At 58.4% G+C, this 13617-nt stretch carries 12 protein-coding genes; 10 read left to right on the top strand and 2 right to left on the bottom strand.

Annotation, left to right across the window (positions count from 1 at the left end):
- The first annotated feature begins 198 nt into the window (after positions 1-198).
- The gene (locus ASTEX_RS07990; protein WP_013479104.1) at positions 199-672 is read left to right on the top strand and encodes an NUDIX domain-containing protein; all 474 of its coding nucleotides are present in this window, start codon (positions 199-201) and stop codon (positions 670-672) included.
- Here the strand turns inward: ASTEX_RS07990 and ASTEX_RS07985 are convergent.
- Positions 605-1804: an acyltransferase family protein gene (locus tag ASTEX_RS07985; RefSeq protein ID WP_144004637.1), complete on the bottom strand. Its 1200-nt coding sequence runs from the start codon at positions 1802-1804 to the stop codon at positions 605-607. The two genes, ASTEX_RS07990 and ASTEX_RS07985, sit on opposite strands and share 68 nt — an antisense overlap.
- A gap of 157 nt (positions 1805-1961) precedes the next feature.
- Between ASTEX_RS07985 and uvrC the strand changes: the two genes are divergently transcribed.
- The 3 genes from uvrC (at position 1962) to ASTEX_RS07970 (ending at position 6827) form a co-directional block, all read left to right on the top strand.
- Positions 1962-3881: an excinuclease ABC subunit UvrC gene (gene uvrC / locus ASTEX_RS07980; RefSeq protein ID WP_013479102.1), complete on the top strand. Its 1920-nt coding sequence runs from the start codon at positions 1962-1964 to the stop codon at positions 3879-3881.
- A gap of 307 nt (positions 3882-4188) precedes the next feature.
- Entirely contained in the window at positions 4189-4377 is a 189-nt protein-coding gene (locus ASTEX_RS07975) for a YezD family protein (protein WP_013479101.1), read from the top strand.
- 68 nt (positions 4378-4445) lie between these two features.
- The gene (locus ASTEX_RS07970) at positions 4446-6827 is read left to right on the top strand and encodes a TonB-dependent receptor (protein WP_013479100.1); all 2382 of its coding nucleotides are present in this window, start codon (positions 4446-4448) and stop codon (positions 6825-6827) included.
- A 587-nt stretch (positions 6828-7414) separates the two neighbouring features.
- On the opposite strand, the gene ASTEX_RS07965 is transcribed toward ASTEX_RS07970, so the two are convergent.
- A complete protein-coding gene (locus tag ASTEX_RS07965) occupies positions 7415-7726 on the bottom strand; it encodes a rhodanese-like domain-containing protein (protein WP_013479098.1) in 312 nt (103 codons plus the stop codon).
- A gap of 214 nt (positions 7727-7940) precedes the next feature.
- Between ASTEX_RS07965 and ASTEX_RS07960 the strand changes: the two genes are divergently transcribed.
- From ASTEX_RS07960 to ASTEX_RS07940, 6 genes are all read left to right on the top strand, one after another.
- Positions 7941-8588, top strand: coding sequence for an OmpW/AlkL family protein (locus ASTEX_RS07960; RefSeq protein WP_013479097.1), 648 nt, complete (start codon positions 7941-7943; stop codon positions 8586-8588).
- A gap of 395 nt (positions 8589-8983) precedes the next feature.
- The gene (locus ASTEX_RS07955; protein ID WP_013479096.1) at positions 8984-11368 is read left to right on the top strand and encodes a glycoside hydrolase family 3 N-terminal domain-containing protein; all 2385 of its coding nucleotides are present in this window, start codon (positions 8984-8986) and stop codon (positions 11366-11368) included.
- Between the two features lie 160 nt (positions 11369-11528).
- Complete coding sequence (locus ASTEX_RS07950; protein WP_013479095.1) at positions 11529-11765, top strand: hypothetical protein; 237 nt, start codon at positions 11529-11531, stop codon at positions 11763-11765.
- A gap of 115 nt (positions 11766-11880) precedes the next feature.
- Positions 11881-12066 (top strand): (2Fe-2S)-binding protein, encoded by a 186-nt coding sequence (locus ASTEX_RS19890; RefSeq protein WP_013479094.1) that lies wholly within the window; start codon positions 11881-11883, stop codon positions 12064-12066.
- Between the two features lie 47 nt (positions 12067-12113).
- On the top strand, positions 12114-12599 hold the full coding sequence (gene bfr, locus ASTEX_RS07945) for a bacterioferritin (protein WP_013479093.1): 486 nt from the start codon (positions 12114-12116) through the stop codon (positions 12597-12599).
- Positions 12600-12727: 128 nt separating this feature from the next.
- Positions 12728-13612: a class I SAM-dependent methyltransferase gene (locus ASTEX_RS07940; protein ID WP_144004636.1), complete on the top strand. Its 885-nt coding sequence runs from the start codon at positions 12728-12730 to the stop codon at positions 13610-13612.
- Positions 13613-13617 lie beyond the last annotated feature (5 nt).

The following is a 13617-nucleotide window of genomic DNA, read 5'->3' as shown; positions in this document are numbered from 1 at the left end:
CGATATAGTTGACGATGAAATAGAAGGCGATGAAGCCCGCAAAAATGCCGATGGCCAGCATGTGAGATCTCCCGGTCAGTCCTGTTTTAATCTGATTAAGCGCCTCTTACGGCGAACTCAAGCCTTGTTGCGCGGCGCTGCGAGAAAAAGCCGGGCGCAAGGCTTGCGCACAGCGTTATTTATCTTATTTTTACCATCATGGAAGACTGGAAGCGCCTTGTCGAGCCGTACACACGGCCGCTGTTTTTTGCCCATTCGCGCATGACCCGGGGCAAGACTCTGGGCGTGCGTGGCCTGGTGGTCGAGGATGAGCGCCGCGTTCTGCTCATCGAGCACACCTATCTTGAAGGCTGGTGGTTGCCCGGTGGTGGCGTCGATGCCTTTGAGGCGGCGGGTGATGCTGTGGTGCGTGAACTGCGCGAAGAGGCGGGGATTATTGCCCAGGAAACGCCGCGTCTACTGTCCATCCATTCCAATGAACGCTTCTTCCCCGGCGATCACGTGCTGCTCTATCGTATCGACCGCTTCGAGCGCGGTGAACTGACCTCGCAAGGCGAAATCAAGAATGTTGATTTCTTCGATATCGACGCCTTGCCGGGCAATATCAACGGCGGGTCTTTGCGGCGGATACAGGAAGCTCTGCAAGGTCTACCGCCGGACCCGCTGTGGTAGGGGCGGGCTCAGTCGGGAGGTCGCCGGGGACGGCATGAAGGTCCGGCTTACGGGCCGTCCAGCGGCTGATCAATCGGCGCAGCCCATCGCGAGAAGGCTTTTCAAAGCCATAGTGGGCCAGGGCGGACAGAATAATCGTAATCCCTATGGCCGCCATCAGCCAGTGAACGCGCTCCCCCGGCAGGCTCAGACCGAACTTCGGTAGGGTGCGAAACGTAACGAACAGCACGACGTCGTGGATCAGGTATATGGCGTAGGACCACACGCCGATCAGATAGACGGGACGCCACGCCAACATTTTCGCTACCGGGCCTTCATCTTCGGACAGGGCCATGATCAGCCCTGTAAATAAGCTAACCAGAATCAGGTCTGAAGGCCGCCACGCGATCAGCAGCAGCGACGCGACCAGAAACAGGACCCCGGCACGTGACGGCACAAGGGCGCGGAAACGATAGGCAACCATGCCAATAAAGAAACTCAGCAGGCAGCGCAATATGGTCCCGCTGGCGTAGGAGGCGGCGATGTCGAGCGGGCCTGAGCGGCGAATCGTCTGCCCGAACCATAGAGGGCCATAGGCGACAAAGGCCAACAGACAGGCGGCCACCACAACCCACAGAAGCGCTCGTTGCCATGAGCCTTTTAGGGCCCCGATCACCAGCAGGGGAAAGACGAGATAAGCCGCCCATTCGGTCGAAATCGACCATGACGGGCGGACGATAGAATTGGCCAGCCCCCAGGCCTGAGTCATCGTCAGGTTGGGGAGAAGGCCGTGCCAGACGTTTTCGGAATAGTAGCGCGTGCCCAGAACACTCGGTATCAGGGCGGCGGTAATCAGTGTCATCAGGGCGAACAACGGCCACACGCGTGCCACGCGCATGAGGATGAATTTGCGAAAATTCGGCCACTGAAATCCGGTATCGAACAGTTTGCCATAGGTCATAGCCATGACAAAGCCAGACAGTACAAAGAACAGGTCGACGGAAATGTAGCCATGCCGCACATAGTGTTGCCACGGATCGGGAAAGCGAAAATAGCCGGTGGCGTGATAAAGCACCACAAACAGGGCCGCCACTCCGCGCAAGCCCGTGAGGGCGCGGATTTCGGACAAGCGGGCGGCGGGCGTGGCGGTCATGCGATCACGATTTTGTGTGAGGTGTCTTTCCATGACGCCATGCCCAGACGATGGCAAGTCAATTCCTGTGGCTCACCTTTGCAATTTTGTCATTTAAGCGCCGAAGGTGTATGTGGATGTTCTTGCCCCGTTCTGACCCTTCGCCTATATCAGGCGCATGTCCGACCTGCCAACCGACACCGAAATCGAAGCTCTCCCGACCGATGCCCCCCTGACGGGTGCGGCCCTGATTTTGCGTGAGGCGCGGTTGGCCGATGACAAGCCCGGTGTCTATCGCATGATTGGCGAAAACGACGAGGTGCTCTACGTGGGTAAGGCCAAGTCGTTGAAAAAGCGCATCCTTCAGTACGCACAGGGTCGCGTCCACGCTCAGCGTATCGCGCGTATGGTGTATTTGACCCGGTCCATGATCATCGTGCGCACCCAGACCGAGGGCGAGGCGCTTTTGCTCGAGGCGCGCCTGATCAAGGCGCTGAAACCGCGCTACAATGTGCTGCTGCGCGACGATAAGTCTTTTGCTGAGATTCTTGTACGAAAGGACCATGCGGCGGCCCAGATCACGAAGCACCGTGGCGCCCACGCCATTCAGGGCGAATATTTTGGCCCCTTTGCTTCGACCCAGGCGGTGAACCGGACCCTCGACACGTTGCAACGCGCCTTCCTGCTGCGTACCTGCACCGACAGTGTCTATGCTTCGCGTACGCGGCCTTGCATGTTGCACCAGATTCGTCGCTGTTCGGCGCCGTGTACCGGTGAGATCAGTCTTGAGGATTATGCCGGATTAGTAGGACAGGCCGAGGCCTTCCTGAAGGGCCGCTCGCGCGTGGTCATCGATGACCTGACCAAACGGATGATGAATGCCTCCGACGACATGGATTTCGAGAAGGCGGCGCATCTGCGCGACCGTGTGCGGGCGCTCAACCACGTATCCATGACGTCGTCCATTGGCATCGGTGAGGCTGAGGCGGACGTTTTTGCTGTGGTCAGCGAAGGAGGTGCCGCCTGCGTACAGACTATCTTTTTTCGGGCAGGGCAGAACTGGGGCGACCGCGCCTACTTCCCGCGTGTGCCCGACAGCGGCGAAGATGCCGACAGTGCTGAGGGCGAAATCCTCGATGCCTTTCTGGGTCAGTTCTATCAGGACCGGCCGGTGCCGAAGCTCATCCTTGTCTCGCACCCCCTGAGTGAACCGGACCTGATGATGGAGGCTCTGTCACTGCGCGCGGGGCGCAAGGTGGAAATCCACTGCCCGCGCCGGGGCGAGAAGGCCGACGCCGTGGCCCATGCACTCAACAACGCCAAGGCGGCTTTGGGTCGGCGAATGGCTGAGCAGTCGGCGCAGTCGCGTCTGCTTAAGGGCGTGGCAGAGGCCTTCGAGTTGGCAGCTCCACCCAACCGCATCGAGGTCTATGACAACTCGCACCTCGGTGGCACGCACGCGGTGGGTGGCATGGTCGTCGCTGGGCCCGAAGGCTTTATGAAAGGGCAGTATCGCAAGTTTACCATCCGCGATCTCGACAAGATGACCGCCGGTGACGATTACGCCATGATGCGCGAGGTGTTCCGCCGTCGTTTCCTGCGTCTGAAAAACCGCACGGAAAGCGCGACTGAGGAAGAGGGCTTTGGCCGTCCCGATCTGGTGCTCGTCGATGGGGGGCAGGGGCAGTTGGAGGCCGTTTTGGAAGTGATGCGCGAGCTCGGCATGGAGGACATCCGCATTGTCGGTGTAGCCAAGGGGCCGGACCGTGACGCCGGAATGGAGCGCTTTTTCATGCCGGGGCGTGCCCCCTTCATGATGGAGCCCAAATCACCGGTCCTCTACTATCTCCAGCGCCTGCGCGATGAGGCACACCGCTACGCCATCGGGGCCAATCGTCAGAAGCGCGACGCGGCGATTATCAAAAATCCGCTAGATGAGATCGAAGGGATCGGTCCCCGGAAAAAGCGTGCCCTGTTGGCGGCCTTCGGATCGGGCCGTGAGGTGGGCAGGGCGCGTATTGAAGACCTGCGAAAGGTCGAGGGCATCAGCGAGGCCCTAGCTCAGCGCATTTACGCCTTCTTTCATGGCGCAATCTGAATAAAACCAAACCAGTCGTAATTTGAATTAGAATTGCTAAAGCAGGGCGGCATTGCGGCAGTCCTGCGGTCCGGGTTTGTAGCCGGGGTAAGTGTGCGTGCTTGCCGCGACTGCGTTGTGGAAATTAAACATAATCGTGTAATATCATAATTTTATATGAGCGCTCCCTGAGAGGGGCCTTCCATAGCGTGCCGGGTTGCAGCGCGGACACACAGGATGATTTCTAAACTCTGCCAGAATTCGTTTGACGGAAACGGGGTTATAGTCAACTTATTTGATAGTAATTAATGTCGCTGGGGAATACACGATGAGCCCTCTGCATCACCTGACCGCACCGCGGCCCCTATCCGAGGCGGAGCAGCACATCCTGAACGCCATCAGCCAGATCCGGTATGGGTCGGTCGAAGTGGTCATCCACGACTCGCGTATCGTTCAGATCGAAAAGAGCGAAAAGGTTCGCTTTGAGACCCGCCGCGACAAAGACGACCGGCTTTAAAACAAAAAAACACGCGCCCTGACCGGACAGACCGGAAGCGACGCCTCTCACACACGAAGGTATCCTCCATGTCCAATTCTCGCTCCGCTTTGCAGGCGGGGAAGATGTCGCTCGCCCTTCTGGCTGGTGTCTCTTCGCTCGCCCTTGCCTCCCCTGTGTTTGCCGCTGATGTGCCTGCTGTCGATGGGGCAGCTGACGTAACCTCTGGCGATAACGCCATCACTGATGTCTATGTCACCGCCCGCCGCAAAAGCGAAAACCTGCAAAAGGTGCCGATCGCCGTCTCGGCCATTTCGGGTGAACAACTGGAAGCGAGCGGTGTTTACAATGTCGAGAACCTGCAAAAGGTGCAGCCGAGCCTGCAATTCATCTCGTCCAACCCGCGCAATACGGCGACGACCATTCGCGGTCTGGGGTCGGGCATCGGCCTGACCAACGACGGCCTTGAACAGGGCGTCGGCATCTATGTCGATGAAGTCTTTTATGCGCGCCCCGGCTCGGCCGTCGTCGATCTGATCGACATCGAGCGCGTGGAAATCCTGCGCGGCCCGCAAGGCACCCTGTTTGGCAAGAACACCACCGCCGGTGCTCTCAACATCACCACCCGCGCGCCCAGCTTTACGCCGGAAGGTCGTATTGAGGCCAGCGTCGGTGACTATGGATTCTTGCAAACCAAGATCAGCCTGTCGGGTCCGCTCAGCGACACGGTAGCGGTGCGCCTCGCCTTCGGCGGCACCAAGCGCGACGGCCTGTTCAAGAACACCTTCCTAAACGTCAAGCAGAACGACGTAAACAGTCAGGTTCTGCGCGCCCAGTTGCTGTGGAAGCCCTCCGACACGCTGAATGTGCGCCTGTCCTACGACTTCGCCTATCAGGATCCTGAGGCCAATACCCAGACCTTCGTGCGCTATGGTGCATCGCTGCGAGCCGCCAATCGTCAGTTCCCGGCGCTGGCCGCAGCGCTCAACTATGCGCCGCCGTCCACCAACCCCTATGACCGTCTGGTCGATGTCAATTCGCCACTCGAAGCCAAGCAGGTGATCAATGGCCTGTCGGGTACCGTCAACTGGGATCTGGGCGATGTCACCCTGACCTCGATCACGGCCTATCGTGACTGGGACTGGACGCCGCAAAACGACCGCGACTACACCTCTTTGTCAATCCGAGTCAAATCCAACAATCCGTCCGAACAACAGCAGATTTCTCAGGAATTCCGACTGGCTTCGAACGGCGAGCGTAAGGTCAACTGGGTGGTCGGGGCCTATGGCTTTAATCAGCGCGTCGAAACCAATGGCGTGGAGCAGTGGGGCAAGGACGGCGCCTTCTGGCTGATCGGTACCAATGTGCCCGCAAACCTGATCGACGGCCTGACCTCCAACACGCACGTGGTCACCAAGGTGCGCTCCTATGCGCTGTTCGGGCAACTGACCTGGAATGTGACGGATCGTTTCCGCATCACGCCGGGCCTGCGTTACACCTATGAGGAAAAGGACGGCAGCTTCCGTCAGATCGTCACCGGCGGGCTGGCCACCACGGTCGCGTCCCAGATCACGGCCAAATACAATATTGCCCCGACCTATGCCTATACGGCCGATTATCAGGACGACAGCCCTTCGGGTCAGATCAACTTCGCCTATGATCTGACGCCTACGGTTCTGGGCTATGTCAACCTGTCGAAGGGCTATAAGTCGGGCGGTATCAATGCCGCCGGCGTACCGGTTGATGCCAGCTTCCAGCCCTTCACCGCCTCGATTGTCGTCAAGCCGGAAGAGGTGGAGACCATTGAAGCGGGCCTGAAGACACAGTTCTGGGACAAGCGCGCCACGGTCAATGTCGCGATCTACAGCACCAACGTCAAAGACTATCAGGCGACCGTGGTGGACGGCAATCTGGGTGCCATCCGTCCCTATCTCGCCAATATCGAGAAGGTCGAGGTGCGTGGTGTGGAACTGGATGGCAAGTGGCGTCCGACCGACAACCTCTCGATCTACGGCTCCGTGAGCTACACTGACGGCAAGTACGCTTCGTTCAAGAACGGTCCGGCTCCGCTGGAGTTGCAAACCTCCAGTTCCTCTATTGCTGACCTCAGCGGCAAGGATCTGCCCGTTGTGTCGAAGTGGGCGGGCTCGATCGGCTGGGAATATAACCATCCGGCCACCATCGGTAAGCTAAGCGGCGACGCCTATTTCAGCGGTGATGTCTCCTACCGCTCGGACTGGAACTCTGATCCGTCGGTGTCGAAATATACGGTCGTCGAAGCCTCAACCATTGCCAACTTCCGCGTCGGCTACCGCGCCAGCGGCGGCACTGAGGTCTTCTTGTGGGCCAAGAACGCCTTCAACGAAGAGTATCTGCAGTTCCTGAGCCTTCAGGCCGGCAATTCCGGGGCCATCTATGGCCAGCCCGGCGACCCGCGCAGCTTCGGCGTCACGGTGCGCAAAGCGTTTTAAACCCTATGTTCCGGATCGCGTAAACGTTGCAGCTCACGCGATCCGGTTCTCCGAATGCGGCATCTTTCACACAGCGTCCTTTAACCGCGAAAGATTGATCGAAAACATAGACATTGCTCAAAAAACCGATCGCTTTCTCTCGGCGGCCCTGCCGCTGGCAAGGAATGCAGTGGTGCATAGATCAGACGGGGAGGACATATGCTCAAGCGTACGCGTTTCATTGTGTTTGAGTGCGCTTCGCCGTTGACGACCATGGTGCTGATCATGACCCTATCGGCTCAGGCCTTACCTAACCAACGGGCGATCTGACCAGGATGGGCAAGGATGGCGATAGCAAGCTGAGCCCCGACGAATGGGTGCCTGACAGGTTGCCACCGTCCAAACGCGTCGACGCCAATGGCGATTAAGCGCTGAACAAGGATGAGAATGAAAAGTTCTATTTCGCAATAGAACCGCCCGATGATCCCAAGACGGTCAAGCGTATCGCGGAAATAGAGACGAGGGATGGCAATGCAGACGGTTTGATACCGGCTCCGATCTGTAGTTTTTAAAAGGCCTTGTCCGATTTAAGCGGAAAAGGCCTTTTATTATGCCTCAACCGGGAGGCCCTCGGCGATCCAGCCATTGATGCCGGGGGCCAGATGCGAGTCTGCAGTGAGGCCGAAGGCTTGCGCCGCCTCAATGGCACGTAGCGATCGGACCCCTCCGGCGCACATGAAAATGATCTCCTTGGCGTCCTGTGGCAGTTCGGCCGGATGGAAGGTGGACAAGGGGAGGTTGACGCTGCCGGGGACGTGGACCCGCTCATATTCATACACTTCGCGTACATCGATCAGATGGATTGCCCCGCTGTCGAGAGCGGCCTGAACTTCTGCGGGCGTAAGATTACGAACGGACATGAGTTTGCCTTTAGTAAGCTGCTGGTGTGAAGGTCATACAATCCTTGAACGGTCGTCGCAATCACCTAATATCCATGTAATAAATGTGGTTTTTTGTCGCGCGGCGTCCGGTCCCTGAGGCAGGCTGACGCGCGGCGGAATGCGCAGGTCACAGATATGCGGCGGGCGGTTAAACCCACCTTCGAAGCGAAACGCACGAAGAGGAGTATTCGCCATGAAAATCGCTTATCTGATCGGTGCCAGCCTGCTGGTTATGGGCCTTGCCAACGGCGCGTCGGCGCAGGACTTCAAGCCAAAGGCCAAGGGGCAGTTCATCGTAACCACCCGCATTACCAGCGTCGCCCCTGACGAAAAAGGCGACATCAAGACAGCCGCCGGCGTCGATAGTGGTTTGGACGTCAAGGTGAAGGACGACACCATCCCCAGCCTCGGCTTCACCTATTTCTTCACTGATCATATCGCCGTTGAGGCTATTCTGGGCACGTCCAAGCACGAAGTACGCGCCGTGGGCGGCACAACTGATGTGAAGGTGCATGCGACGCGCGTCCTCCCGCCGGTAATTGCGGCTCAGTATCACTTCAACCCTAAGGGCCGCGTCAGCCCTTATGTGGGTGCGGGCGTCAACGCCATGATCTTCTACAACAGTAAGGACTATAACGGCTTCAAGGTGAAGCTAGATGATGGTTTGGGCTATGCGCTGCAGGGCGGTGTAGATATCGCCCTAAAAGGCAACTGGTCGCTCAATGCCGACGTGAAGAAGGTGTGGTTCAACACCGATGCCAAGATCAATGACGGTGCGCTGAAGTCCAAGGTCGATCTCAACCCGGTCGTCGCCTCGGTCGGTCTGGCCTATCGGTTCTAAATCTGACCTTCTGGCTCTGTCTCCTCGGACAGGGCTGAGGGTTTCAGGTAGCGGCGGACAGCCTTGCGGGTTGTGCTGTCCGCCGTTATTTTTTCTATGCGCGATAAAAAAGGCGGCATCGTTCCCCGTGAACGGTGCCGCCTTTTTCATGTGCCGCATTTGACGCGTCGGCTGCAATCGATACCGTGCGCAAACGATCTGGTAGCGCTATCATTAGCCCCTTTCCAAGGCCCAGTATATCGGCTATGCAAGTCGTCAATAAACAGCGACGACGGGGTGTAATCCGCGTGCGTCGCAAAAATATAACCGCGGTGTGGAACGTGTGCGGTCACACAAAACGGTTAATCGGAATGTGAAACGGGATGCGTCCCGCGACGACCACAGGGAGAAAAGTTATGACTTTGCAACTGAACCGACGCCATTTTGCTGCCGGTGTGAGCGCTACCGCTCTGGCGGTTTCGGCCGCCTCGCACGCTGCGACGGACAAGCCTCTGTATAAGGACGCCTCGGCCTCGGTCGAAGCCCGCACAACTGACCTGCTCAAGCGCATGACGCTGGAGGAAAAGGTCGCGCAGATGATGTGTATCTGGCTGCAAAAGGGCAAGATTCAAAACGAAAAAGGCGATTTTGACCCCAAAAAGGCCAGCGAAGCTTTCCCCCACGGTCTCGGCATGATTGCGCGCCCAAGCGACCGCCGTGGTGTCGAAAATACGCAGGCCAATGCTGGTGCAGATGTCGGCGTAATCAATCGCAATCCACTGGAAACCGCCGTCTATATCAATGCCGCGCAGAAGTGGGCCGTGGAAAAGACCCGTCTCGGCATCCCGATGTTCATGCATGAGGAAAGCCTGCACGGCTACGTGGCGCGCGACTCCACCTCCTTCCCCCAGGCCATTGGTCTGGCGTCGAGTTTCGATCCGCAACTGGTCGAGAAGGTGTTTTCCGTGTGTGCCAAGGAAATGAGGGCCCGAGGGGCCAATCTGGCACTGGCGCCGGTGGTCGATGTCTGCAGGGAGCCGCGCTGGGGGCGGGTCGAAGAAACCTATGGAGAGGACACCCACCTGATGGGTGTGATGGGCAAGGCGGCGGTACTGGGTTTCTCCGGTACGGACCGCAAGCTGGCCAAGGACAAGGTGTTTGCCACGCTCAAGCATATGACCGGCCACGGTCAGCCAGAAAACGGCACCAATGTTGGGCCAGCACCAATTTCTGAGCGCACCCTGCGTGAAGTCTTCTTCCCCCCGTTTGAAAAGATCGTGAAGGAAACCCCGATCGCGGCGGTCATGCCATCTTATAACGAAATCGACGGCGTCCCGTCGCACGCCAACAAGTGGCTGCTCGACACGGTTCTGCGCGGCGAGTGGGGCTTTAAGGGCGTGCTGGTATCCGACTATTTCGCTATCAAGGAGATGATCAGCCGTCACCATCTGGTGCCAGACATGACCGAGGCCGCCTATCGCGCCGTCAAGGCCGGGGTGGATATCGAGACGCCGGACGGCGAAGCCTATCCGAACTTGATCAAGCTGGTACAGTCGGGGCGCGTCTCAGAGGCTGAGATCGACGCCATCGTTCATCGCATTCTGGAGCTGAAATTCCTCGGTGGCCTATTCGAAAACCCCTATGTCGATGCCAAGCAGGCCGACAAGCTGACAGCGACGCCCGATGCCATTGCCTTGGCCCGCGAAGCCGCGGTGCGCTCGGCGGTGCTGCTGAAGAATAACGGCGTCCTGCCACTTGATGGCAAAAAGGTCGGCAAGCTATTGTTGCTTGGCACGCACGCCAAGGACACACCTATCGGTGGCTACTCGGAAGTCCCTCGTCACGTCGTGTCCATTCATGAAGGGCTGGAAAAGGAAGCCAAGGCGCAAGGCTTCACGCTGGAATACCGTGAGGCCATTCGTTTGACCGAAAAGCGCGACTGGGCGGCTGACGAGGTGAAGTTCGTCGATCCGGCCGTCAATGCCAAATTGATCGCTGAGGCCGTTGAAGCCGCCAAATCTGCCGACACCATCGTCATGGTGCTGGGCGATAATGAGCAAACATCGCGCGAAGCCTGGGCCGACAATCACCTCGGTGACCGCGAATCGCTGGATCTGATCGGACAGCAGAACGATCTGGCAGCCGCCATTTTTGCGCTCAAAAAGCCGACAGTGGTCTTCCTGTTGAATGGCCGCCCATTGTCGATCAACCTGCTTCAGGACAAGGCGGATGCCATCATCGAAGGCTGGTATCTGGGGCAGGAGACGGGCCATGCCGCTGTCGACCTGTTGTTTGGGCGCGCCAATCCGGGCGGTAAGCTGCCCATCACTTTCGCCCGCAGCGTCGGTCAGTTGCCGGTCTTCTATAACCACAAGCCGACGGCGCGTCGCGGCTATCTGGATGGGGACGTCACACCGCTCTATCCGTTCGGTTTCGGCCTTAGCTATACCACCTTCGACATTTCGGCGCCGCGACTTTCGAAGGCCACGATTGCCGCCAGCGAAAGCCTGACCGTTTCGATCGATGTGACCAACACGGGCAAACTGAAGGGTGACGAAGTGGTGCAGCTCTATATCCGCGACGACTATTCGTCAGTTACGCGCCCGATTAAGGAGCTTAAGGGCTTCAAGCGCGTAACGCTGGAACCGGGTGCGAAGACGACAGTAACGCTGGAAATCACCCCGGCCGATCTCGCCTTCTTCGACACCGATATGAAGCGCGTCGTCGAAGCCGGCACCTTCACCATTATGGTCGGCCCTAACAGCCGCGACCTGAAAACGACTACCCTGACCGTGGCGTGACGGTCGGGCCTGGCGGATGTCGCCCCGTTGCGACATCCGCTATTTTCCTGTTTTGGGCTGCGGCTTGATAGGGCCGGGGCCTTCTGCTAGAGCGGCTTTCTGATGAAGGCCGCTCTGACTGCGTTTAATGCAGACGAGCGGCGAATAATGGAGTTTCCTTTTGACCACCCTGACTGTCACTGAAGCGCTCGAAAACGTCTATACGTCGCTGATCGACGATAATGCGCAACTGGACACGCACATTGCCGCTCTGAAGGCAGCTCTGGCGGCAGAGGGTCAAAAGGAGGCGGTCGTGGAGCCGTCGCGTCTGGCGCAGAACAATCGCGCGGGCCGCAAGCTGATGCAGTCCTATTTCAAAAAGCGCGGCGTCGCCGTGACCTTTAAGGAACAGGCCTGAGCTTCTCAAGAAGCCTCGCATTTTTGTGCGAACCGCATTGCGAGTGACTTGCAATTGAATGTGAGCGATGCTATCTGAGACGCATTCTCAGAATGGTGGACTCACAGGCTCCCTCGTGTACGTTTGCAATTGTAACGCTATCCGCGAAAGAGACGCGCAGAAGGCCATTTTATCGGGGGCAACCACGGTAAAAGCCGTCTTCAACCATTGCCAGACCCGCCCGCAATGCGCCAAATGCGTCTGCGACATCCGGCAGATGATCGAAGACGTTAGCGCCACCGTACGGCTGGCGGCTGAATAGACGGCGTTTTCGGCCCTGCCACAACCGTCAACCTCAGGAGTGCGGCCATGCAGGGCAATCCGGCGATTATCAAGCTTCTCAATATCGTCCTCACCAATGAGCTGACGGCGATCAACCAGTATTTTCTCCATGCGCGTATGCTGGAAAACTGGGGCCTGACGCATCTGGGCCGTATCGTCTATCAGGAATCCATCGAGGAGATGAAGCACGCTGATCTGCTGATCAAGCGCATCTTCTTTCTGGAGGGGCTGCCCAATCTTCAGGACCTGCACAAGCTGAAGATCGGTGAAACCATCACCGAGTGTCTGACTGCTGATCTGTCGGTGGAAACGCGCGGCCACGGCGTACTCGTGTCCGGCATCAAGCAATGCGAAGACGTGCAGGATTACGTCAGCCGCGACCTGCTGCGCCAGATTCTAGCCGATACCGAACACCATATCGACTGGCTGGAAACGCAGATTGGTCTGATCCGTCTGATGGGTGAGCCCAACTACCTGCAAAGTGCCATGAAGGAAATCGAAGGCGAGGCCTGATCAGCCCTTTGTCTCTTGTTGGTGCTTTTGTCCTGCAAGAGGCTTCACAGGGCGGGGAAACCGCTTTAGGTTTTCTCAGATTGAAACGAGTTCATCCGGGTAGCCTATTGGCGCGTGACCATTCCAAAATGAGTTTCGACCGGCGCGGTATGATGCGTCTGGGGTTGGCTGCGTCGGCTCTGGCCATCACGGGGCTTACCGCATGTGGCCGCAAGAGCGAGTCCACAGCGACCAATGGCGCTGCGCAAGAGGGCACTCTGCCGTGGGCCGTGGGGGGCAAGTGGCGCAACGACATCGACCGTCAGCGTGACAAGTTTCGCCACCCCATCGAAACGCTGGAGTTTTTCGAGATCAAGCCGCGTGATACGGTCATCGATATGTGGCCCGGTGCCGGCTATATGACCGATATTCTGGCGCCGTGGCTGGCGCGCGGCAAGGGACGCTATGTCGCCGCCCTGATCGAGAACGAGGCCACGGCCCCCGAAGCGGCCACCCTGACCGCCGAATATCGCCGCCGCTTCACCGCCGATCCCAAACTTTATGGTGAACTGGGTTTTTCCGCCTTCGGGCCGCAGACCGGGGCGCTGGCCGATGCCGAAAGCGTTGATTCGGTTTTGTTCCTGCTGGTGCTGCACGACTGGATGGCGGCGGGCTTGGCCGAAAAGGCTTTTGCCGATGCCTTTTCGGCGCTTAAGCCCGGAGGTCTGCTGGGTGTTGAGCAGCACCGCGCCGATGTCGGCAATGCGCAGGACCCGGCGGCGACCAATGGTTATGTGCAGGAACCCTTCGTCAAGCAACTGGCGGCCGAGGCCGGTTTTGAGTTTCTGGAGGCGTCGGAAATCAACGCCAACCCCAAGGATAACAAGGCGCATCCGTTCGGTGTGTGGACCCTGCCGCCCTATCGCCTCACGGCCCCCAGAGGAGAGCCGCCAAATCCGGATTTTGATGGTACACTGTATGAATCCATCGGCGAAAGCGACCGGATGACGCTGAAATTCCGTAAGCCTGCCTGACAACC

Origin of the sequence: Asticcacaulis excentricus CB 48, from assembly GCF_000175215.2 — a bacterium.
Taxonomy (GTDB): domain Bacteria; phylum Pseudomonadota; class Alphaproteobacteria; order Caulobacterales; family Caulobacteraceae; genus Asticcacaulis; species Asticcacaulis excentricus.
The sequence above is the reverse complement of the archived record's forward strand: the minus strand, read 5'-3'. Positions and strand labels throughout refer to the sequence as shown.

Coding starts and splice junctions, on each gene's coding strand:
- ASTEX_RS07990 (WP_013479104.1), top strand. CDS start 199: ATGGAAGACTGGAAGCGCCTTGTCGAGCCGTACACACGGCCGCTGTTT.
- ASTEX_RS07985 (WP_144004637.1), bottom strand. CDS start 1,804: ATGACCGCCACGCCCGCCGCCCGCTTGTCCGAAATCCGCGCCCTCACG.
- uvrC (WP_013479102.1), top strand. CDS start 1,962: ATGTCCGACCTGCCAACCGACACCGAAATCGAAGCTCTCCCGACCGAT.
- ASTEX_RS07975 (WP_013479101.1), top strand. CDS start 4,189: ATGAGCCCTCTGCATCACCTGACCGCACCGCGGCCCCTATCCGAGGCG.
- ASTEX_RS07970 (WP_013479100.1), top strand. CDS start 4,446: ATGTCCAATTCTCGCTCCGCTTTGCAGGCGGGGAAGATGTCGCTCGCC.
- ASTEX_RS07965 (WP_013479098.1), bottom strand. CDS start 7,726: ATGTCCGTTCGTAATCTTACGCCCGCAGAAGTTCAGGCCGCTCTCGAC.
- ASTEX_RS07960 (WP_013479097.1), top strand. CDS start 7,941: ATGAAAATCGCTTATCTGATCGGTGCCAGCCTGCTGGTTATGGGCCTT.
- ASTEX_RS07955 (WP_013479096.1), top strand. CDS start 8,984: ATGACTTTGCAACTGAACCGACGCCATTTTGCTGCCGGTGTGAGCGCT.
- bfr (WP_013479093.1), top strand. CDS start 12,114: ATGCAGGGCAATCCGGCGATTATCAAGCTTCTCAATATCGTCCTCACC.
- ASTEX_RS07940 (WP_144004636.1), top strand. CDS start 12,728: ATGAGTTTCGACCGGCGCGGTATGATGCGTCTGGGGTTGGCTGCGTCG.